General features: G+C 55.5%; 14 protein-coding genes. 10 read left to right on the plus strand and 4 right to left on the minus strand.

The genetic code is table 11. The annotated features are described in order from the left end of the window. The first annotated feature begins 173 nt into the window (after positions 1 to 173). The 5 genes from XM38_RS18515 to XM38_RS18535 all read left to right on the plus strand — a co-directional run bounded on the left by XM38_RS18515 (position 174) and on the right by XM38_RS18535 (position 7,788). On the plus strand, positions 174 to 3,377 hold the full coding sequence (locus XM38_RS18515) for a PAS domain S-box protein (RefSeq protein WP_088430658.1): 3,204 nt from the start codon (positions 174 to 176) through the stop codon (positions 3,375 to 3,377). A 203-nt stretch (positions 3,378 to 3,580) separates the two neighbouring features. After that, positions 3,581 to 4,042 carry a response regulator gene (locus XM38_RS18520; protein WP_080805815.1) on the plus strand — a complete coding sequence of 154 codons (462 nt, stop codon included), beginning with the start codon at positions 3,581 to 3,583 and terminating at the stop codon, positions 4,040 to 4,042. A gap of 110 nt (positions 4,043 to 4,152) precedes the next feature. Then, positions 4,153 to 5,097, plus strand: a complete 945-nt coding sequence (locus XM38_RS18525; RefSeq protein WP_080805813.1) for a serine hydrolase — start codon at positions 4,153 to 4,155, stop codon at positions 5,095 to 5,097. A gap of 294 nt (positions 5,098 to 5,391) precedes the next feature. After that, positions 5,392 to 6,237: a hypothetical protein gene (locus tag XM38_RS18530; RefSeq protein WP_088430661.1), complete on the plus strand. Its 846-nt coding sequence runs from the start codon at positions 5,392 to 5,394 to the stop codon at positions 6,235 to 6,237. 105 nt (positions 6,238 to 6,342) lie between these two features. After that, a complete protein-coding gene (locus XM38_RS18535; RefSeq protein WP_088430663.1) occupies positions 6,343 to 7,788 on the plus strand; it encodes a RecQ family ATP-dependent DNA helicase in 1,446 nt (481 codons plus the stop codon). Positions 7,789 to 7,794: 6 nt separating this feature from the next. On the opposite strand, the gene XM38_RS18540 is transcribed toward XM38_RS18535, so the two are convergent. Further along, on the minus strand, positions 7,795 to 8,847 hold the full coding sequence (locus XM38_RS18540) for a hemolysin family protein (RefSeq protein WP_080805810.1): 1,053 nt from the start codon (positions 8,845 to 8,847) through the stop codon (positions 7,795 to 7,797). A gap of 168 nt (positions 8,848 to 9,015) precedes the next feature. Here XM38_RS18540 and XM38_RS18545 point away from each other — a divergent pair, with 168 nt between their 5' ends. Both XM38_RS18545 and XM38_RS18550 read left to right on the plus strand, forming a co-directional pair. Next, positions 9,016 to 10,902, plus strand: coding sequence for an ABC transporter ATP-binding protein (locus XM38_RS18545; RefSeq protein WP_088431769.1), 1,887 nt, complete (start codon positions 9,016 to 9,018; stop codon positions 10,900 to 10,902). Between the two features lie 103 nt (positions 10,903 to 11,005). Beyond that, positions 11,006 to 11,815 (plus strand): carbohydrate ABC transporter permease, encoded by an 810-nt coding sequence (locus XM38_RS18550; RefSeq protein ID WP_080805809.1) that lies wholly within the window; start codon positions 11,006 to 11,008, stop codon positions 11,813 to 11,815. Between the two features lie 9 nt (positions 11,816 to 11,824). Here the strand turns inward: XM38_RS18550 and crtB are convergent, their stop codons facing one another. Both crtB and pds read right to left on the minus strand, forming a co-directional pair. Then, entirely contained in the window at positions 11,825 to 12,754 is a 930-nt protein-coding gene (crtB, locus tag XM38_RS18555) for a 15-cis-phytoene synthase CrtB (RefSeq protein ID WP_080805808.1), read from the minus strand. 140 nt (positions 12,755 to 12,894) lie between these two features. Continuing rightward, the gene (gene pds / locus XM38_RS18560) at positions 12,895 to 14,319 is read right to left on the minus strand and encodes a 15-cis-phytoene desaturase (protein ID WP_080805807.1); all 1,425 of its coding nucleotides are present in this window, start codon (positions 14,317 to 14,319) and stop codon (positions 12,895 to 12,897) included. Positions 14,320 to 14,681: 362 nt separating this feature from the next. Between pds and glyA the strand changes: the two genes are divergently transcribed. Continuing rightward, complete coding sequence (glyA, locus tag XM38_RS18565) at positions 14,682 to 15,965, plus strand: serine hydroxymethyltransferase (protein ID WP_080805849.1); 1,284 nt, start codon at positions 14,682 to 14,684, stop codon at positions 15,963 to 15,965. A 395-nt stretch (positions 15,966 to 16,360) separates the two neighbouring features. After that, entirely contained in the window at positions 16,361 to 17,419 is a 1,059-nt protein-coding gene (locus XM38_RS18570) for a glycosyltransferase family 4 protein (RefSeq protein WP_080805805.1), read from the plus strand. Positions 17,420 to 17,424: 5 nt separating this feature from the next. On the opposite strand, the gene XM38_RS18575 is transcribed toward XM38_RS18570, so the two are convergent. Then, positions 17,425 to 19,071 carry an ArnT family glycosyltransferase gene (locus XM38_RS18575; protein ID WP_080805803.1) on the minus strand — a complete coding sequence of 549 codons (1,647 nt, stop codon included), beginning with the start codon at positions 19,069 to 19,071 and terminating at the stop codon, positions 17,425 to 17,427. A 157-nt stretch (positions 19,072 to 19,228) separates the two neighbouring features. Between XM38_RS18575 and XM38_RS18580 the strand changes: the two genes are divergently transcribed. Beyond that, complete coding sequence (locus tag XM38_RS18580; RefSeq protein ID WP_088430665.1) at positions 19,229 to 20,497, plus strand: competence/damage-inducible protein A; 1,269 nt, start codon at positions 19,229 to 19,231, stop codon at positions 20,495 to 20,497. The last annotated feature ends 83 nt before the right edge of the window (positions 20,498 to 20,580 follow it).

A 20,580-nucleotide genomic window follows, 5' to 3' on the forward strand; every position in this document is an offset into this window, starting at 1 on the left:
ATACTCGTCCCCATCAAAAAAGCACCCCTTACGGCGGATGCTTCCCATTAATCACGGCCTAGATGAACTAACCCACGATGTCAGGAGCCTTGCTGGAGGCCAAATCGAGGGGGAAAATATCTACCCGGTAGGCATACTAGGGAGTAGGTCTCTCCAGCAATCAGGGGGGTAGGATGAGCCAATTTTCCATAGCCCGTGGGTTGCCGATTTGGTTGGAGCGCACGCTGGTAGCAGGGCTCTATGGACTCACCGCTTGGATGAGCTATCAAGTCATGGTTCCCCCAGGCTACGTTTGTCCGATCTGGTTGCCCTCAGGCGTTATCTTGGCGGCGGTTCTCTGGCGGGGCTACCGGGTTTGGCCCGGCATTTTCATCGGCGCCGTCTTGGGCAACATCGGCACCTACTGGAGTAGTGACTCTGCGATGACGGTGTTGCGCTCCCTAGGAGCAGCCAGCGGTAATGGCTGCGGAGATACCTTGGGAGTTCTCTTGGCGGTCTATTTACTGCGGCAGCTCATCCCCGAGCAGGACGTGTTAACTCGCAGCAGCGGCACTCTGGCATTTTTGGGCTTAGGCATCCTGCTCAATGGGCTACTCAGTGGTGTTATCGGTGTAGTTTCCTTAGCGGTCGCAGGCTGGCTGCCCTGGGCTCAGGTGAGTTCGAGCATTCTGGTTTGGTGGAGTGGCGGCAGCATCGGCGGGTTAATTGTGGCCCCCGCCATACTGGTTTGGGCCCATGGCCGGCAACCGCTACAGATGAGCTGGGGAGATGGTTTGATCGGCTTAGCAGCCCTGACGGCAATTAGTTGGATGCTGCTCTGGCCATTTCCTAGGGATGAGTTATTCACCATCCTAATCGGCCTGTATCCTCCCCTACTCTGGGCCAGCGTGCAATTAGATCGTCGCCTGACCTTTACTGGGTTGCTAGGAGTAACGTTATTAGCCATGGCCTCTGCTGCCTCTGGCCATGGCCTATTTAGCCAGCTCTTTGCCCATGGGCCATGGCGGCTACAGCTGTTGCTGATTAGCCTCAGCAGTACCGTGTTGGTTGCCCAAACCCTAGTTCATGAGCAGGTGCAGGCGATTGTCGCGGCTCAGCGGTCTAGTGAATTCAAGTTACAGGTGGCAACAGATAGGTACCAAGCCATGGTGTCTAGCACCTTAGATGGCTTTTGGGTGATTGATACCGACAGGCGCCCTGGGCAGTTGCTGGAGGTGAATGAGGCCTACTGTGGCATGGTTGGTTACTGTCAGCAGCAGCTGCTGCAGATGACAGTGGGCGACCTCGATACCGGCGATACTATCGAGCCAGCCATTGCCCCAGCTATTGCCTATGTACACCACATCCTAGAGCAGGGAAGTGCTCGCTTCGAGAGCCGCCATCGTGGCAGCCATGGCCAAATTGTCGATGTCGAGGTGAGTGCTCGGTATTTACCTGATTATGGTTGTGTGGTTGCCTTCATCAGGGATATTAGCCAGCGGAAGCGCCGCGAAGCCGAACGCAAACAGGCTGAATTAGCTCTACAAACCCAAGAGAGACAGCTACGCTTGATTACCGATGCCTTGCCGGTTTGTATCTCCTATATAGATGCGGAGCAACGCTATCGCTTTGCCAATAAGACCTACGAGGGTTGGTTTGGCCATCGTCCCGAGGAGCTCTACGGGCAATCGCTGCAGGAGGTCCTGGGGGACAGCGCCTACAGGGTGGTGCAAGCCAATGTGGAACGAGTATTAGCGGGACAACCGGTCAGCTATGAGGCCACCGTCCCTTACCGAGAGGGGAGTAGTCGTCACATCAAGGGCGATCTCATTCCTGATAGTGATGACCAGGGGCATGTGCTCGGCTATTACGCCTTAATTTCAGATTTGAGTCAGCGGAAGCGGGCTGAGCTAGCTCTACAAGAGAGTGAACAGCGCTTCCGTCAAGCCATTCAAGCAGCGCCATTTCCCATCGTCATCCATGCCGAAGATGGGGAAGTGATCATGATCAGCCAGGCCTGGACAGATTTAACCGGCTATGGTCTAGAGGACATACCCACCGTGGCGGACTGGACTGAAAAGGCCTACGGAGAGCGCCAGTCTCTAGTCAAAGACGTCATTGATCAACTCTATTGCCTAGAAAACCGTCGCCATGAGGGAGAATTTAGCATCCGCACTCGGGACGGCAACACTCGCATCTGGGATTTTAGCTCTGCTCCCTTGGGCCCCCTGCCCGATGGTCGCCGCCTGGTGATCAGCATGGCCATGGATGTGACCCAACGACGGCAAGCCGAAGATGCCCTGCGGGAAAGCGAGGAGAAATTTCGGCAGTTGGCCGAGCACATTAATGCCGTTTTTTGGATTACCACGGGCGATGCCAGTCGTATCTTGTATGTGAGTCCGGCCTACGATGACATTTGGGGAGAGTCGCGACAAGCCCTGTACCAGGATCCAGAGCGTTGGCTGCAGAGGGTTCACCGCGATGACCAAGACCAGGTCCGCCAAGCTCAGCAGCAAAGGGGCATCACTGGCCATTTTGATATCGAGTATCGAATTATTCGAGCCGATGGCACCCTGCGTTGGATTAGCGATCGCAGCTTTCCGGTGTACAACGAAACCGGAGACATCTACCGCATCACTGGCTTAGCTGAAGACATTACCGCCCAGAAGCAAACTACCCTAGCCCTGGCCCAGAAAACGGCTGAGTTAGAGCGGTCGAATCGAGATCTAGAGCAATTTGCCTATGTGGCCTCCCACGATCTGAGAGAGCCTTTACGCAAAGTCAAGAGTTTCACCGAACTCTTGGCGCAACGGTATGGCTCCCAATTGGATGAACGGGCCCAGAAATACATCTACTACATCGTGGACGGGGCTGAGCGCATGCAGACACTCATCAGCGACCTACTCATCTATTCGCGGGCCGGGCGCACCATGATCGCCCCCGAGCCAGTCGATTTGAATCAGCTAGTAGCCGAGGTGATGTCAAGCTTGCAACTATTGATTCAAACAGCCCATGCCACCGTCACCGTCGACGATTTACCAGTGGTCTGGGGTCACGCCAGTCAACTGCATCAGGTCTTCCAGAATCTCATCGCCAATGGCATCAAGTTCTGCCAGCGGGAAACCCCGCAGATTCACATTTCCGCCCAGCAGAAGCAGCCCCAATGGATTATATCAGTGCGCGATAATGGCATTGGTATCGAGCCCGAACATCAGGAGCGCATCTTCGGTGTCTTCCAACGACTCCATGCCCGCAGCGAGTATGAGGGCACAGGGATTGGACTAGCCGTCTGTAAACGGATTGTAGAAGGCCACGGTGGCCAGATTTGGTTGCACTCGATTCCGGATCAAGGCACTACTTTCTATTTCTCGATGCCAGTTACGCCGCCACCGTCTTAAGGAGGCATCTCCGTCAAATCCTACAGGCTTAGCCTCTCTATGGTCCCTGACTCAATAGTCCTTGGCTTAGTCGCCCCATCTCCTACAAATTATTCAAGCCCACTGTCCCCAAATACTCCTGGTTTGCCTGAGATCACCTTGTATTAAGTCAATGGGAAATCTGTGCATCTCCGGTAAGAATCAGCCCTCATCAGGAGTTCGCGATGCCTGCCCTACAGCCCTGCTTGCAAATTCTACTGGTTGATGATGATCCAGGCGATGTTGACCTGGTTTGGGAAGCCCTAGCAGACAGTCGCTGGCCAGTGACCCTGCAGGTGGTCTCAGATGGGGAGCAGGCCCTGGCTTACCTACGCCGCCAAGGACCCTACGAGAATGCCTGGCGGCCCCATTTGATTTTGCTCGATCTGAATATGCCTCGTAAGGATGGCCGCAGAGCCTTGGCTGAGATCAAGGCAGATCCTGACTTGAAGGGGATTCCGGTGATTATCCTGACCACCTCTGAGGCCGGGGATGATATCGACGCCACCTATGACCTCGGTGCCAGTTGCTACATCACTAAGGTGGCCAGCATTGATAAGTTCATGGGGCATGTCCAAAGCATTCTGGCGTTTTGGGTCGAGACTGCTGTGTTACCTGGTCTGCATATCCCGTTGGAGAGGGGCTGACTAAATACCACACCGGCATGACTGATACATCCAGAGAAACGTGTCTGGCCCCAAAAGGACGTATGCTAGCTGCAACCCTAGTGTCTCGACATACCTGATTCACGACTGCTATGACTTTTTTCCAGGCCCACCCTCCTCTAGAGCAGGCCCTGACGGCGATCTTAGAGACCACTTGGAAGACCTTCCCGAGCCTGACTCAGAACCAGATTGCGGTGACTTGGGTTGTCTATAAACCACCCTATCCCGTCAACACTGGAGGAGCCCTGAGTCCCCAAGAGTTCTGGCAACACCAGCCCCAGGGAGCTGCCTATCGAGGGGTGGAGTGCAGCTATCCGGCGAGCATCGTCAAGTTGTTTTATCTGGTGGCCGTGCATGAGTGGCTAGAGCAACAGATGATTGCCCCCACTCCAGAATTGGATCGAGCCGTGCAGGACATGATCATGGCGTCCAGCAATGACGCCACCAGCCTAGTGGTGGATGTGTTGAGTGGCACCACTAGTGGTCCTGAGTTGTCCCCGGGGCCGTTTGAGACGTGGAGATACCAGCGCAATATTGTCAATCGCTACTTCCAGTCTCTGCAGTGGCCAGAGTTAGCCACGGTCAACCTGAATCAGAAAACCTGGTGCGATGGTCCCTATGGGCGAGAACGGACCTTCCTAGGCCCAGCCCTGGAAAATCGCAACCGGCTGACCACTAACGCGGTGGCTCGCTTGCTGCACAGCATTGTGGGGGGGGTGTCGGTGTCGGCGATGCGATCGCAACAGATGATGGCCCTGCTAGGGCGTCACTTACATCCGGCCCAGCTAGCCGACACCGATCCAGAGCAAAACCAGGTGGTGGGCTTTCTCGGTGGCGGCTTGCCAGCCACGGCCCGTCTCTGGTCCAAATCCGGCATCACCAGCCGTGTCCGCCATGATGCCGCCTACATTGAAGTGGATAATTGCCCTCCTTATCTGTTGGTCGTCTTTACCGAAGGGCCAGCCCAGAGCCAAAATCCAGATCTGCTCCCCTTTCTCTCTCAGCACTGTTTAGACGCCGTGAAACCCCTGACATAGTCAGCAGGCAGACAAAGCCAGACAAAATCCGAGAATAAAGGCTTTGAGAGAATCTCTCAGGGAATCGCTGACAATTTCGGAAAGTTAGCCGATGATGTAAACGTGGTCTTATACGATCTGTCCAGTTTTTCACCCAGTTGGGATGTATCTTGTCCAGCTCAGAGGCAGCCGTTTACCGCAGGGGAACGTTAGGCCTAGACGGAGACAAGGGGTATCTAACCACGGTTACTCTGGCCAGAGTCCACAGCATAGGTCTAAATCATAGGTCTGAATCTGTTGAGGAGTGAACGAATCATGGCTTACACCACGCACGTTCCACTAGCATTGGGTCTAGCCGCCCTTGCTGCCGCAGGCATTGCCCTGCCCGCTCGAGCCAATTCCGCAATCACCATGGATGCCCGAGCATCTGCCGAGTCCAGCTCAGATCTGGTTACCCATTTCACCCAAGTTGCTGATGACTTCGAAGCACTCGACAGTACGACGGTGACTCCCCAGGCAACCTCCATTGATATGGCAGGTGCATTCACTGAGACGCCTCAGGAACCGGCTCGAGTCTCATCCGCCCCCCTGTCTACCATGGATGCCGATGTTGAGACCTCTGCAGCCGCTTTAGTGCGGCCCTCTCAACCAGAGCAAGCCCAAGCCAATTCATCGGATCAGGTTGCTGACCTCAATCAGGGATCCGTAGAGGTGGCTCAAGACATCGCCCAGATTACCAGCGGTGCCTATCGGGGAATGCCGCCTGCCTATCTGGGAGTTGGTGGCAATATCGGCATTGGTGACAACGACACAGCTGTGGGTGACTTTGGCTTTGCTGTCATCAGTAAAATTTCCCTAGGCCCTCGCTTTGCCGTGCGCCCCAGCTTCATCTTCTCGGAAGAGAGCACCTCCCTCCTGGCTCCTGTCACCTATAACTTCAATGTGTTGAATATCCGGGGATTTCGCGTGCAGCCATTCCTGGGAGTTGGGGCCGACATCGATTTCGATGACGACACCAATTTACTCGTCGATGCCGGAGTAGACATTCCCATCTCTCGCCAGTTTACCCTCAATGCCACCACCAACTTCAGCGTCACCGACGACTTCGGGGCTGGTCTTGTGTTGGGAGTGGCCTACAACGTTCCCCTATTTTTCGAGTAATCCTCTGAGCGCTAATTCAGCATTATCTGACATTGGCAGGGGTGTCCTTGGGGACACCCCTTTTAGTCTGGGCATTCTAACCCTAAGGTTTAGGGATCAATCACGATGGTGGCATCAACCATTCCCTGGGAAACTGTCCAGCAGACCTTTCGTCGCATCTGGGGGTATGACGACTTTCGTCCCCCCCAAGCCGAGATCATTCGGGGACTACTGGACCAACGAGATACGTTAGTGATTTTGCCCACCGGAGGCGGCAAATCCCTCTGTTTTCAGTTGCCAGCCCTGTTGCAATCTGGGGTAACCCTGGTGTTGTCGCCCTTAGTAGCATTGATGGAAAACCAAGTGCAGGAGCTGCGGGAACACCAATTGCCAGCCGCCACCCTGCACAGTGAACTCTCTCCTCACCAGCGGCGTCAGGTGCTGCGGGCCTTAGAAGCCAATCGCCTACGACTCCTTTACCTGTCTCCTGAAACTCTGCTCAGCCCGCCAGTTTGGCAGCGATTGAGACAGCCCTCAGTCATAATCAATGGCCTGATCCTGGACGAAGCCCACTGCTTGGTGCAGTGGGGAGATAGCTTTCGTCCCGTCTATCGACGGCTGGGAGCAGTGCGGCCAGCCCTATTGGCCCAGCGCCCTCCGGGAACTCGCCTGCCCATTGCGGCCTTTACCGCCACCGCCGATCCGACGGTGCAGCGGACTTTGATCGAGGTACTCAGACTGCAGCAACCCCATCAGGTGCGGTTGAACCCCTATCGGTCTAATCTGCACTTAGCTACTCGCATCGTCTGGAGTCCTCGGCAACGACGGCAAACGATGCAGCGATTTATTCAACAGCGATCCGGCCAAGCCGGGTTGGTCTATGTGCGCAGCCGCCAAGATAGCGAAGACCTGGCGGCTTGGTTGATGATCCAGGGGCAGACTGCGGCAGCCTACCATGCCGGCTTGAGTTCTGGCGATCGGCGCCGCATCGAAATGGCCTGGAGCCAAAACCAGGTGCAAACCGTTGTCTGTACCTCGGCCTTTGGCATGGGCGTCAACAAGCCTGACACCCGCTGGGTATTGCACTACCAAGCTCCCAGTTCCCTAACAGAATATGTTCAAGAAGTGGGTCGGGCCGGGCGCGATGGCCGACCGGCAGAGGCCCTGACCCTGATGAGTGAACCGACCGGTTGGCTGGACCCGATGGATCAGCAGCGGTGGCGATTCTTCACGACTCAGACCCAGGCCCTGCGACGAGAGGCCCAGCATATTGCCCGCCAAATTCCAGCGGTGGGGTCTGTAGCTCAGGTGCAGCAACAGTTTAAGCAGGGAGCCATAGCCCTGGCCTGGTTACACGGCCAGGGGCGATTGACCTGGTCAGATCCGTTCCACTATCGCCTACTACCGGGGAGTAACTCGACCGCTACCCTGGGGTCAGTAGTCTCAGCCATGCAGGATTATCTGAGCAGCCGTCGCTGTCGTTGGCAACACTTACTAGAGCAGTTTGGCTTTGGTCATGAGGCTCGGCAACTGGGAACTTGCGGCCATTGCGATCGCTGCCAGAGATCTTGACAGAGGTTAATGGGATACATCCCCAAAGCCCCGGCTTTGCAGCAGGCGCTTGCGGCGCTGCCGGGCCAGGGCTTGCAGATCGACGTTGCGATCGGTCTCATCGACAATCTCACCGGTGAGAATCTCTAAGACGTCTTCTAGGGTGACAACCCCGGAGATGCCGCCATACTCGTCTACCACAACGGCCAAGTGCTCCCGGGATGATTGGAAGGTTTGCAATAATTGGTCGGCGCGCTCGGTCTCGGCCGCAAACCGGACCGGGCGTAACCACTGGGAAGCGATGGTGTCCTGCTCTCCTCGAATCAGGGCCGAGAGCAGTTCGTCCTTCAACACCATGCCTAAGACTCGGTCAATATCGGCTTCAGTCACTAAGATGCGGCTGTGTTGGGAGTTGAGGATGATATCTTGGGCGTCGGCTAGGGTGCGATCGCACCTTAAATACGTGAGGGCCACCCGAGGCGTCATGATATCGGCCGCTTTGACATCATTGAGGCGAAAGACTCGCCGGATCATCTCCGCCTCATCCGCTTCAATAATGCCCTCCTGATAGCCAATGGAAGCCAGCAGCTTAATCTCCGTTTCATTGGTAATCGGCCGCTCATAGCCCCGTACGAAGGGAGCCATGATCTGCTCCAGCAGCCAGACCACAGGAGTCATGGCCCAGGTGAGGGTACGCACTGGCATCGCCACCCAGAGGGCAATCGATTCGGCGTAGCGTTCTCCCAGCGTTTTGGGCAAAATCTCGGCAACCAGAATCACCGCAAAGGTTAAGGCTGCCGAAAATACCCCTAACAATGCATCCCCGAATACTGCCGCGGCAATGCTACCGATGACAATGCTACCGACGATATTGAACAAATTGTTGAGAATGACAATGGTAGCAATGGGACGGTTAATCTGTTCGCGAATGGCCAATAGGGCGGCGGCATTGGGATGCCTTGTTGCCTGGGCTAACTGCCGTGCTTTCAGTAACGGCACCGATAGCAGGGCCGTTTCTGTACCAGAACACACTGCTGACCCCACTAGCATGATTAGCACGGCAACAGTAAGTTCTAGCATAGGGGTAACAAAATTCCACAACAGCCGCTGCTATGATCCAAGCTATACCGGGTTCATCTCAGGATCGGACGGTGCTCTCCAAGGGAAGGCATCTCATCTGTGTTTGGATCTGTGCTTGGATCAGGTTTGATCTCACTGTAAGCCCTAGTGCCCACTGTTCCCAGTCTGATGAGTGATCCCATTCTTGACGTTCGCAATTTGCAGGTTCATTTTCAGGTAGATGATTGGCAGATTAAGGCGGTAGACGGTATTTCGTTTCACGTAAACCGAGGCCAAACGCTGGGGATTGTGGGCGAATCTGGCTCCGGCAAGTCCGTCACTTCCCTGGCGATCATGGGCCTAGTGCCCAGTCCTCCCGGCAAAATTCTCAACGGCGAACTCTGGTTCCACCCTGACAATGCCCCTGCCATAGATTTAACCCCCCTGCCCGAGCGCCAGCGGCAGTCCTATCGTGGCGGCCAAATTTCGATGATCTTTCAGGAACCCATGAGTTCCTTAAATCCGGTCTACACCTGTGGCTTCCAACTCACCGAAGCCATTCGTCAGCATCAGCAAGTTCCGCAAGCTGTCGCTGAACAACAGGCCATCGCTCGGCTGCAAGAGGTAGAATTACTGCCCGATGATGAGTCCCTATTAGCGCAACTCCATCAAAGCTATCCTGGGCTTAGCCAACAGCAATATCACCAGGCCTTAGGCCAACAGAAACAGGCGATTCTCAACCGCTATCCCCATCAACTGTCGGGAGGGCAAATTCAACGGGTGATGATCGCCATGGCCATTGCCTGTGATCCGTCTCTGCTGATTGCCGATGAACCCACAACGGCCCTAGACGTCACTGTTCAAGCTCGCATTTTAGAGTTACTGCGAGACCTCAGAGATCGGCGGGGCATGTCGATGATCTTCATCACCCATGATCTGGGCATCATCGCCGAGATTGCCGACCAGGTGGCGGTGATGTATCAGGGCCAGATCGTCGAATACGGCTCCATATGGACGATTTTTTCCAACCCCCAACATCCTTACACCAAGGGGCTATTGGCCTGTCGGCCCCAACCCCATAGGCAACTCCGCTACTTGCCGACAATCGCCGACTTCATGGAGGTAGTGCCTGACAATGGCAGCCTACAGATTCGGGAAAAGCCCCTAGATGCCGCTCGAGTGTCCCAACTGAATGCCAGCGTCACGCCGACGGAGGCGGCGAGCCGGGTAGCCCAACTCGAGGCCAAGGGGCCACTACTCACCGTTGAGAATCTACAGGTGGGCTACCCGGTTAAGGGGGTCTTCGGCCAGACCCATCGCTATGTCATGGCCGTCAATCAAGTGTCGTTTCAAATCTATCAGGGGGAAACCTTCGGCCTGGTAGGGGAGTCTGGCTGTGGCAAGACCACCCTCGGTCGTGCCCTACTACGCTTGATTCCAGCCATGGGAGGCCGCATTTGGTTCCAGGGCAAAGATGTATTGACGTTGGGGGCTCAGTCCCTGCGACGGCTGCGACGGGATATGCAAATTATTTTTCAAGATCCCTTCGGTTCTCTAGACCCGCGCATGAGTATTGGGGCCGCCGTTGCTGAACCTCTGAATATCCATGGCGTCGTCAGGAACGTGCGGCATCGTCGCCAGCGAGTGGCCTACTTACTAGAGCGGGTGGGGCTGCCAGCCGATTGTATGGATCGATATCCCCATGAGTTTTCCGGGGGGCAACGGCAGCGGATTTGCATTGCCCGGGCCTTGGGCCTGAATCCCAAGTTCATCATCTGCGATGAATCAGTATCGTCTCTGGATGTGTCGGTGCAGGCCCAAGCCCTCAATTTGTTGAAGGAACTGCAGGCGGAGTTTAACCTCACCTACATTTTCATCTCCCATGATCTCAGTGTGGTGAAGTTCATGAGCGATCGCATCATGGTGATGAACCAGGGCCGGGTCGAAGAAATCGGTCCGGCAGAGCAAATCTATCGTCAGCCCCAACAACCCTATACCCAGCAGTTGATTAAGGCAATTCCCATGGGCAATCTAGAGCGGATTCAGGAACTCCAGGCCATGCGGTCGGCCAGTTAGGCCAGTTAGGACAGTTAGGACAGTTAGGACAGTTAGGACACTGATTGCTAGGGTTACCCACATGCCATCACTGCATCCATCATCGTCGTTGCCAACTGTCTCGATGCAGCGCCTATGGTCTTGGCTGAATGGAGGGCTGCTGCTGATCGGGGCCGTTATCGTGCTGTGGCCCTTGGCAATTATGGTGTTGACGTCTTTGGCCCCTGCCGGGACCGCGCTAGGCACTATCCCTGCTGGCTGGACCCTAGAGCACTACCGAGAAGCCTGGACCCGAGGACGCTTCCTACTCGCCTTTGCCAACTCTACCCTGGTGGCCTTGGCTGTGACTGCGGCTCAGATCATCACCTCAGCCTTGGCGGGCTATGCCCTGGCCCGGCTGTCTTTTCGGGGTCGCCAGCTGGTCTTGCTGGCAGTGTTGGCCACCCTGATCATCCCCTTTCAATTGTTAGTGATTCCCGTCTTCCTGGTGCTGAAATGGGGCCATTTGATCAATACTTACTGGGCCTTGATTTTGCCGACGGCGGCCAATGGCTTTGGCATTTTCTTGCTGCGCCAATATTTTCAGACGATTCCGGTTGAGTTGGAGGAAGCGGCAGCCTTAGACGGCGCCAATCTGCTGCAGATTCTCTGGGAGGTGATGTTGCCCTTGGCCCGGCCTGCCCTAGTCACGCTGTTTCTGTTTACCTTTATTGGGGAATGGAATGATCTGTTTAAGCCCCTGATCTTTACCACCCGTCCAGAATTGCAAACTGTGCAATTGGCGTTGGCCTCTTTTCAGGAGCAATTCACCAATGACTGGCCCCTGCTGATGGCAGCGGTGGTGATCGCCACGGTGCCGGTGGTGCTGTTATTCCTGGTGGGTCAGCGCCAATTTATTCAAGGGATTGCCACCACCGGGGTCAAACAAGAATAACAGAAGCCTTTACAACACTCGAGCCCGCATCAGGGCCAGCGGCAAGCAGGTGACCTTGCGCACCCCCGGGACATAGGCGCGGCGATTGAACACGTCGTAGTGATTCTCTTCGATCACCGTTAGGATTTTGCGATAGAGTATCAGGGCTGACCAGACTGGCCATCGGGCATCGGGACTGAGAAGGCTGATGCCACGCTCGGCATCGGCGTAGAATTGCCGGGCCCGTTGAATCTGAAACTGCATCAGGGCCCGCCAGCGCTCATCGATGACCTGCTTGATCAGGTCGGCTTCGCTGTAGTTGAAGCGGGCTAAGTCTTCTAGGGGCAGGTAAATACGCCCCCGGCGGGCATCTTCGCCCACATCCCGCAGGATATTAGTGAGTTGATTGGCAATGCCCAATGCGATCGCATCTTCGGTCGGATCCGGCAGAACCTGATGACGCTGCCAAGGGGCCGTATGGCTCTGATGATCGACTCCCATCACCGCCGTTGACATCAAGCCGACGGTCCCCGCCACCCGATAGCAATACAGTTGGAGTTCTTCAAACGTTTCGTAGCGACAGCGATAGAGATCCATGCGCTGCCCCGCAATCATGTCGCGAAACGGCTGAATATCAATCGGGAATTGGGCCAGGGTATCGACCAGGGCAACATCAGTATCCCGTAAGGGGTGGCCAGCAAACACAGCTTCCAAATGGCGTTCCCACTGATCCAAGGTAGTTTCGTCAGTGAATTGAGCCTGGGGTCCATCCACCAGTTCATCGGTTTGACGACACCACACATAGATCGCCCAGATGGCCCGCCGTTTCGCTGGTTCCATCAATAGGGTGCCGAGGTAAAACGTCTTGGAATACTTTGCCGTGATTTGACGGCAAAGCTCATAGGCCTCATCGACAGAAGCCAATGGTTTAGCCGGTGGCGAGTCAGGCAGTTGCAGCATCAATGTCCCAAGCTGGAGATCCAGGTTGTCTCGAACAAGCGGGGATAGGATTACATCGCTGAATCATGCATAGCGGGGCGCCTGTCCAAAGTCAACCCATATGTGCTCCATGCCCCGATCAATGCCCAGGCTAACTAAGGCTAACTAGGGGCGTCGGCAGCTTGCAGTTGGTGAGTGGGCGCGTCATCTAGCAACACTTCCTGGTCTCGAGCAATTGCTTGAGCAGTCAACTTACCAGACAGGACAGCTCCCTCCATGCTGGCGAGATATCGCTGCATAGTGTAATCTCCGGTGAGGTAGAAATTGTCAATGGGAGTGCGCTGGGTCGGTCGATGACTCTGACGACCAGCCGTGGCCTTATAGACTGACCGCGGGGTTTTCACCACCTTAGCCTTCAGTAGTTTAGCCGGTTGCGGAATCTGATCCGGAAAGAGGTTTTCTAACTCAGCCATGGTGGCGGCGATGATGTCGTCGTCGGAGCGATGAATCCACTCCTCAGCCGGCGCCAGGATCAACTCCAGCATAGACCGCTCAGTATCGGCATAGGCCCGACAGGTATTGCTCATGTCAGCATAAACACTCAAGAGCTGTGAGCGAGAGAATAGCAGGTGATCGATATCGGTCAGTTTTCGATCGAACCAGAGATGCAGATTAATGACAGGCACTCCCGCCAGTCCATTCAATTTTTGGAAGAAGGGTATCTGTCGCCATGGCTCCGGCACCATGGCCTTGAACGGGTCTACCGGCATGGCGGATACGTAGGCATCTGCGGTTAAGACAGCATCTGGCTCCCCATGCAATCCCCGCATCAAATATCCCCGTACGCGGTTATCCGGATCTAGCAAAATTTCCTTGAGAGGAGCCTCTAAGCGTACCTCTCCACCCTTGGCTGTGATGTAGTCAACCATGGGTTGGCACAGGCGCTCCGGTGGGGCCCCGTCCAAGAACGCCATGCGAGACCCATTGGTTTCTTGAAGAAAACGATTCAGGGCAGTCAATACCACCGTGGCCGAAATATCATCGGGGCCAATGAAGTTGAGGGCCTTGGCCATGGCAATAAAGACTTCGTCATTGACGCGCTCCGGAATAGTCTGACGCTGAAGCCACTGGGTCCAGGTATATTGATCCATGACTTCGACATAGCGCTGGCCCTTAGCCATGGCTGGCAGTAGCCCCAGGCCAAAGCGGATTTTCTCTGCCCAAGTCAGCATGTCATTGTTGCGCAGAATAGCCGCTATGCCGTTGAAGGGGGCCGGCAACTTAGGGAAATCAAAGCGTGAATAGGTGCCTGGTACCTCGGGTCGGTTAAAGATCATGGTGTGATCTTTCCACTGCAACCGATTATCAATGCCCAGCTCGGCCATCAGCTGCAATATGTTGGGGTAAGCTCCGAAGAAAATATGCAGCCCCGTTTCATACCAGTCGCCGTCTTCATCTTGCCAGGCTGCGACTTTGCCCCCCAGCACATCCCGCCGCTCTAGCACAATCGGCCTATGACCGGCGTCCACTAGATATTTGGCGCATGATAATCCGGCCAGACCGGCCCCTGCGATCGCAACCCGCATGAAATGCTCTACCTTTTTTGCTGCTAACAACCTCGCCTTCTTATTATATGTTTCAAACCGTTACATTTCAGGTCTTAGCCCCGTTATCGCTTGAATTGGGGGAATTGCCATGCTCCCTTAGGAGCGCTGAGGGGGTTCATAACCTGAAGCGAGCTGTGTAAGTTGAATGGGGAGATGCCTGCAGCCGCGAGGATCCATCCTCTGCAGCCAGCACGGTACTATAAAAGGGACTCAGAAGGAGATCAGCTTCTGCTGTCTACAGGGCATTGGTGCTGAGCGACAAACGCCAGCCGACCGAGGCGTCCCATCCTAGCCTATTCCCCAGTTGCCCAGATATCTTTGCTCGTTTGAGGGTCTTTCCCGTGTCGCATACTAATTTCGATTTTCTCACTCAGTCCGATCCCACTGCTGCTGCCATCATTCAGCGAGAGCTACAACGTCAGCGAGATCATCTAGAGCTAATCGCCAGCGAAAACTTCACCTCAGCGGCAGTTCTCGCCGCCCAGGGATCGGTCTTGACCAATAAATACGCCGAAGGGCTGCCCAAGAAACGCTACTACGGTGGGTGCGAGTTCATCGACGAAGCTGAGCAACTCGCCATTGACCGGGTAAAGCAACTGTTTGGGGCCACCCACGCCAACGTCCAACCCCATTCTGGGGCCCAGGCTAACTTCGCCGTATTCTTGGCTCTCCTGCAGCCAAGAGACACCATCATGGGCATGGATTTATCCCACGGTGGCCACTTGACCCACGGGTCTCCCGTCAATGTGTCCGGCAAGTGGTTTGAAGTGCGCCACTACGGGGTTGACCCCGACACCGAACAACTTGACTACGACCAAATTCTAGAGGCGGCGCGGCAACATCGCCCCAAACTGATCATCTGCGGCTATTCGGCTTATCCTCGCACCATTCATTTCGATCGCTTTCGACAGATTGCCGATGAGGTCGGAGCTTATCTAATGGCCGATATCGCCCACATCGCTGGCTTAGTCGCCACGGGGGATCATCCCTCTCCTCTGCCCCACTGCGATGTGGTCACCACCACTACCCACAAGACCTTACGAGGTCCCCGGGGTGGCCTCATTCTGACCCGGGATCCCGACTTGGGTAAGAAGTTTGACAAGGCAGTCTTCCCCGGTAGTCAGGGCGGCCCCTTGGAACATGCGATCATCGCCAAGGCCGTCGCCTTCGGGGAAGCCCTACGACCTGACTTCAAAGCCTATTCTGCTCAGGTTATCGCCAATGCCCAAGCGATGGCAGATCAGCTAACTAATCGAGGTATCAAGATTGTCTCTGGCGGTACCGACAACCATTTATTGCTGCTCGATCTCCGCTCCATTGGCATGACTGGCAAGCAAGCCGACAAACTGGTGAGTGACGTTAATATCACAGCCAATAAAAATACGGTGCCCTTCGATCCAGAGTCTCCCTTCGTCACCAGTGGTCTGCGGCTGGGGTCTCCAGCCATGACTACTCGTGGTTTAGGCACATCAGAATTCCGCGAGATCGCCGACATCATCGCCGACCGACTCCTCCATCCCGAGGATGATGCCATCAAGCAAAGCTGTCGCCAGCGGGTAGCGACTCTCTGTGAACGGTTTCCGCTATATTCTCACCTAGCTGGCCCCGTAGCAGCTATGGCCTAAAAGCACTAAAAAAACTAGCCTACAGCGTAGATTGGAAGATTATGAGCTGGGTTCAGGGACCAGGAAATATGGAAGGGCAGCTCTACTCCCACCCGGCAACAGGCGCTATGGAATGGTAAATCCTGATTCCTAAATCCTGGCCTGTCTATCCTCTATCAGGTGACGTGGGTTACTCAATTTAACTCAGCACTTAACCTGCTTTTATTTCCAGACAATCTGTCATAATCTGCATGGAGTTTCATCCCCCGTAGACTCATCGTCGCAGTTGGGCTGCTTATCTATATCGAGTCCTGCTCTAGATCTAGACGTTTTTCCCAATCAGCCTCTAGGTCTAGACTCGGATGTGATTCATAGGATGGCTCAATCTCCATGTCCCCTTTGCAGCAAGAGTCCAGATGCCCTCCAACCTATACCATTTTCTGGCCTTCATAATTTCGGCAGCTGTCGTCTTGATAGCTACTCCCATCGTTCGAAAAATTGGCCTTAAAAGTGGCCGGGTTGATTTGCCTGGAAACCGCAAGGTGCATAAGCAACCGATGGTGAGGTTAGGAGGCATTTCTATCTTCCTGGGGACGTTGGTGGCTCTGTTGGTGATCTGGGGTAGTGGTGGTTTCATCGATGCCCAAGGCAACCATCTGGCCCCACCAGAAGAATATGCCATCTGGGGCGTCACTATTGGCGGCTTGGCCTTTTTTCTGATTGGCCTCATGGATGATCTATTTGGCTTATCCCCCTTTAGCCGCCTATTCATGCAGGCAGCGGTGGCCTCCATTGCCTGGCATGTGGGCGTCAGCATTGACTTTTTGACCGTCCCTTTCCAGGGCCTTACCTCCCTGCCAGATTGGGTCAGCCTACCGGTGACGGTGTTATGGCTGGTGGGCATGGCCAATGCCATCAACTGGATCGATGGCTTAGATGGATTGGCCGCTGGGGTATCTGGCATCGCTGCCGTGATCATGTTGGTGGTGAGCCTATTTATGGAACAACCTGCCGCTGCCCTGATTGCCGCCTCTCTGGCTGGAGGAGCTTTAGGATTTCTGCGCTATAATTTCAACCCCGCCAAGATCTTCATGGGAGACGGCGGCGCCTATTTTATGGGCTTCACCCTAGCTGGAGTCGGGGTGATTGGCCTGGTTAAGAGTGTGACTACAGCCGCCGTATTCCTACCCTATTTGATCTTGGCAGTACCCATTTTGGATATGTCAGCGGTGATCGTCGATCGCCTGCGCACCGGCACCTCTCCCTTCGTTGCCGATAAGCGCCACTTACATCACCGCCTACTCAATCTTGGCCTGTCTCATCGGCTGACCGTGCTCTTCATCTACGCCCTCACTCTGTGGGTCGGCAGCTTGGCTCTGGCTTTTTCTGGGATGCCTAGCGGGCTCACCTATGCCATTGGGGCGACGGTGCTGCTGAGCTATACCAGTTGGTGGGTGCGGCAACAATGCCGCTAGGCTGGCTAGGGGTAAGGATAAGCATAGGGCTGCAGCAAGTTATCGGCTGTGTACAGCATGACGTGTTCCACCGGAATCTTGCCTCGCTCTAGGGGAATCGTGGCTAGGGGGTCCACCCTGGCAAAATAGGGCCGAATTCCCTCAATTCCTGCTGCATTATCGGCCGCCCAGGCAGTGGTCATAAACACCGCATCGGTCCCTAGCCATTGCCGTTGATCGAACCAAAAGGCAAATCCTCTAGGATCTTGACTGAAACAGGTAACGGGACGACTGAGGAGTGGCTGCAGAGCCATATCCAGGTAACCTGCCACGAAGAGATCATTGGTGACGATAAAGTCAGCCGCTGCCAGTGCCTCCATGATCTCAGGTTGCTCAGCCAATCGCTGGCGCAGTTGTAGCACATCAATCATTTGGGTGGAAGCGTCCTGCTGGGGCGGAATCATGCCCCCTGCCACGGCAAAGTGCCCAGGTCGCTGTAGGGTACCGAGACTGAGGTGGGACAGGGCCACCAGCAGCAGCGTAGCCACCGTGATGCCAGTACCTCCTAGCCAACGGCGCACCCAAGTGGGCGAGTGCGTCTGCCATTGGGCAGCATAGGCCCCCACCAACAGGGTTAATGCCCAAAAGCCTGGAGCTGGCCAGGCCGGCAAAATGGCTTGGTTTCCGCCGAGCCAGGTAAACCCTAGGATCAACGGCAGGCTACTCCAGAGGATAAAGTGCTGTTTGTGACGCAACGGCACTGATAGGGCTGATGGCTTACCCCGCAACCGCTGATACCATGGTCCCAGAAGCGATCGCATCCCCACCCACCAGAACACAACCCCCAGGGTGGGAAACAAATAGGCAATGATGGCTAGCCAGTAGCCCAGCATTTGCGACCAGCTGTAGGCAGTAGGCTCCTCGCCGGCCTCAAACCGCATGGCCAGCTGGAATCGAAAGGAAATCCAGTCATGCTGGCTATTCCAGTACAGCAAAGGGATTAGGACCAGGGCAAATAGACCAAGAGCCACTAGCAACCATGGCGACCGCAGGGCTCGCCGGTAGGGCCGCTGGCTCAGACAGAATCCCACCAGGCCTAGGGCCAAGACAAAGCCATGGTATTTACTCAGGCAAGCCCCCCCCAAGCATAGACCAATGCCCCCGAGCCGAGCCGTAGGACGATAGTCGCGCTCCGGGAATTTAGTGGGAAAGAATTCCTGAGCCGCTAGATAAAGGGCCAGACTCCAGAAAAAAATGAGCCCATTATCCGGAGATGTCAGGATGCCAAAGCCCACCAGAAATAGGGGAGTCAGGGTGGCGATGACTAGGGTCAACCGAGCAGCGCGGCGGTCAAAGAGATGAAAGGCGGTGAGATAGAGCAGCCCTAGGCTAACGGTATAGAGTAGCAGTGCCCCTATCCGCACGGTCAGCGGCGAGAGCCACCCTGTCAGCCACCAGCCCAGTCCCGTCGTCCAGGCCACCATGGCAGGGTGGTCGAAATAGCCCCAATGTAGGTGGCGACTGTAAAGATAGTAATAGGCCTCATCGAATCCTAAGGGGAGTCCGCTAGCCACCCCTAGACGCCACAGCAGCCCCGCCAACAACAGCCCGATGGCCCATCGATCAATGGGCCGCTGACGACTAGCTCCCTGTGGGACGCCAGATATGTGCATACCGCTCCTCCGCATACTGGGCGCAGCCATGGTATCGCAAGACCCGCTAGGATTCAGTCATGGCACCAGGTAAACCATTGGGTTTGGCTTGTAACCAGATTAATCCTGACCCCATGAAGAGGCCCGGTTGACCCCGAAACACATTTGAATGGAAGTTATGAATGGAAGCGCTGAAATTATTTGTGTGGGCACGGAACTGCTTCTGGGGGATATCTTGAACCGCAATGCCCAGTTTTTAGCTCGTCAGTTAGCGGACCTAGGCATTCCCCATTACTACCAGACCGTGGTAGGTGATAATCCTGTGCGCATCAAGCGGGCCGTGGCTATTGCCTGCGAACGGGCCCGCTTACTCATCTTTACCGGTGGCTTAGGCCCCACCCCGGACGATCTGACTCACCCAACCCTGGCAGAGTTTTTCGATGTACCCTTGGTAGAGCATGGGGCGATTTTGCAGGACATTCAGGCCAAGTTTGCCCAACGGGGACGTGCCATGCCCGAGAGCAATCGCAAGCAAGCCTTATTGCCTGAGGGAGCAGAGATCTTACCCAATCCCATCGGCAGCGCTCCCGGAATGATCTGGCAACCCCGGCCGGGGTTGATTGTCATGACGTTTCCAGGTGTGCCCAGCGAAATGCAGGGGATGTGGCAGGCCACAGCGGTTCCTTATCTACAGCAACAACAGTGGGTGCAGGGGGTTCTTGTCAGTCGTACCCTGCGTTTCTGGGGGATCAGTGAATCGGCCTTGGCAGAGCGGGTAGCATCCTGGCTGGGACAAGGGAATCCAACCGTGGCGCCCTACGCTAGCCGGGGGGAGGTGAAGTTGCGAATTACCGCCCGCGGCACTTCCCAGGCCGATGCGGCTGCTTTGATCGCCCCTGTGGAAACAGAACTCCGTCGTATCAGTGGCCTCGACTGCTACGGCAGCGATGACGATAGCCTCGCCTCGGTGGTGGGAGAGCAGTTGCGATCGCATCATCAGACCCTAGCCGTAGCTGAATCCTGTACCGGTGGAGGCTTAGGAGAACTGCTAACCACCATTCCCGGCAGCTCAGCCTATTTCTGGGGCGGCATTATTGCCTATGACAACAGCATCAAAGTCGCTCTTCTCAAGGTCGACCCCGATCAATTAGCCCAGGCTGGAGCCGTCAGCGCTACAGTGGCCGAGCAAATGGCCCTAGGTGTTAAGCATCAACTAGGCACCGACTGGGGGCTAAGTATTACTGGCATCGCTGGTCCCCATGGAGGCAGCCCCGGAAAACCAGTGGGGTTAGTTTATATTGGCCTAGCCACCTGCGATGGCCAAGTCCATAGTCGTCGATATCAGTTTGGAGATACCCGCGGACGGGACTGGATTCGCCATGTCAGCCGGTGTTCTGCCCTAGATCAGCTCCGGCGAGCCCTTTTAGCCTCAACCCTGAGTGATTGACCTGGCCCTGACTCCCTGAAGCCCATCGCCACTGCGGCTTGATCATTTCCGCCGATTCGTTATTATGGATACAAGCAAATTCG

Source organism: Halomicronema hongdechloris C2206 (genome assembly GCF_002075285.3).
GTDB lineage: Bacteria > Cyanobacteriota > Cyanobacteriia > Phormidesmidales > Phormidesmidaceae > Halomicronema_B > Halomicronema_B hongdechloris.

What these genes read in the sequence shown, in the direction of transcription:
- XM38_RS18515 (WP_088430658.1), top strand. Translation starts at nt 174, where the DNA reads ATGAGCCAATTTTCCATAGCCCGTGGGTTGCCGATTTGGTTGGAGCGC.
- XM38_RS18520 (WP_080805815.1), top strand. Translation starts at nt 3,581, where the DNA reads ATGCCTGCCCTACAGCCCTGCTTGCAAATTCTACTGGTTGATGATGAT.
- XM38_RS18525 (WP_080805813.1), top strand. Translation starts at nt 4,153, where the DNA reads ATGACTTTTTTCCAGGCCCACCCTCCTCTAGAGCAGGCCCTGACGGCG.
- XM38_RS18530 (WP_088430661.1), top strand. Translation starts at nt 5,392, where the DNA reads ATGGCTTACACCACGCACGTTCCACTAGCATTGGGTCTAGCCGCCCTT.
- XM38_RS18535 (WP_088430663.1), top strand. Translation starts at nt 6,343, where the DNA reads ATGGTGGCATCAACCATTCCCTGGGAAACTGTCCAGCAGACCTTTCGT.
- XM38_RS18540 (WP_080805810.1), bottom strand. Translation starts at nt 8,847, where the DNA reads ATGCTAGAACTTACTGTTGCCGTGCTAATCATGCTAGTGGGGTCAGCA.
- XM38_RS18545 (WP_088431769.1), top strand. Translation starts at nt 9,016, where the DNA reads ATGAGTGATCCCATTCTTGACGTTCGCAATTTGCAGGTTCATTTTCAG.
- XM38_RS18550 (WP_080805809.1), top strand. Translation starts at nt 11,006, where the DNA reads ATGCAGCGCCTATGGTCTTGGCTGAATGGAGGGCTGCTGCTGATCGGG.
- crtB (WP_080805808.1), bottom strand. Translation starts at nt 12,754, where the DNA reads ATGCTGCAACTGCCTGACTCGCCACCGGCTAAACCATTGGCTTCTGTC.
- pds (WP_080805807.1), bottom strand. Translation starts at nt 14,319, where the DNA reads ATGCGGGTTGCGATCGCAGGGGCCGGTCTGGCCGGATTATCATGCGCC.
- XM38_RS18570 (WP_080805805.1), top strand. Translation starts at nt 16,361, where the DNA reads ATGCCCTCCAACCTATACCATTTTCTGGCCTTCATAATTTCGGCAGCT.
- XM38_RS18575 (WP_080805803.1), bottom strand. Translation starts at nt 19,071, where the DNA reads ATGCACATATCTGGCGTCCCACAGGGAGCTAGTCGTCAGCGGCCCATT.
- XM38_RS18580 (WP_088430665.1), top strand. Translation starts at nt 19,229, where the DNA reads ATGAATGGAAGCGCTGAAATTATTTGTGTGGGCACGGAACTGCTTCTG.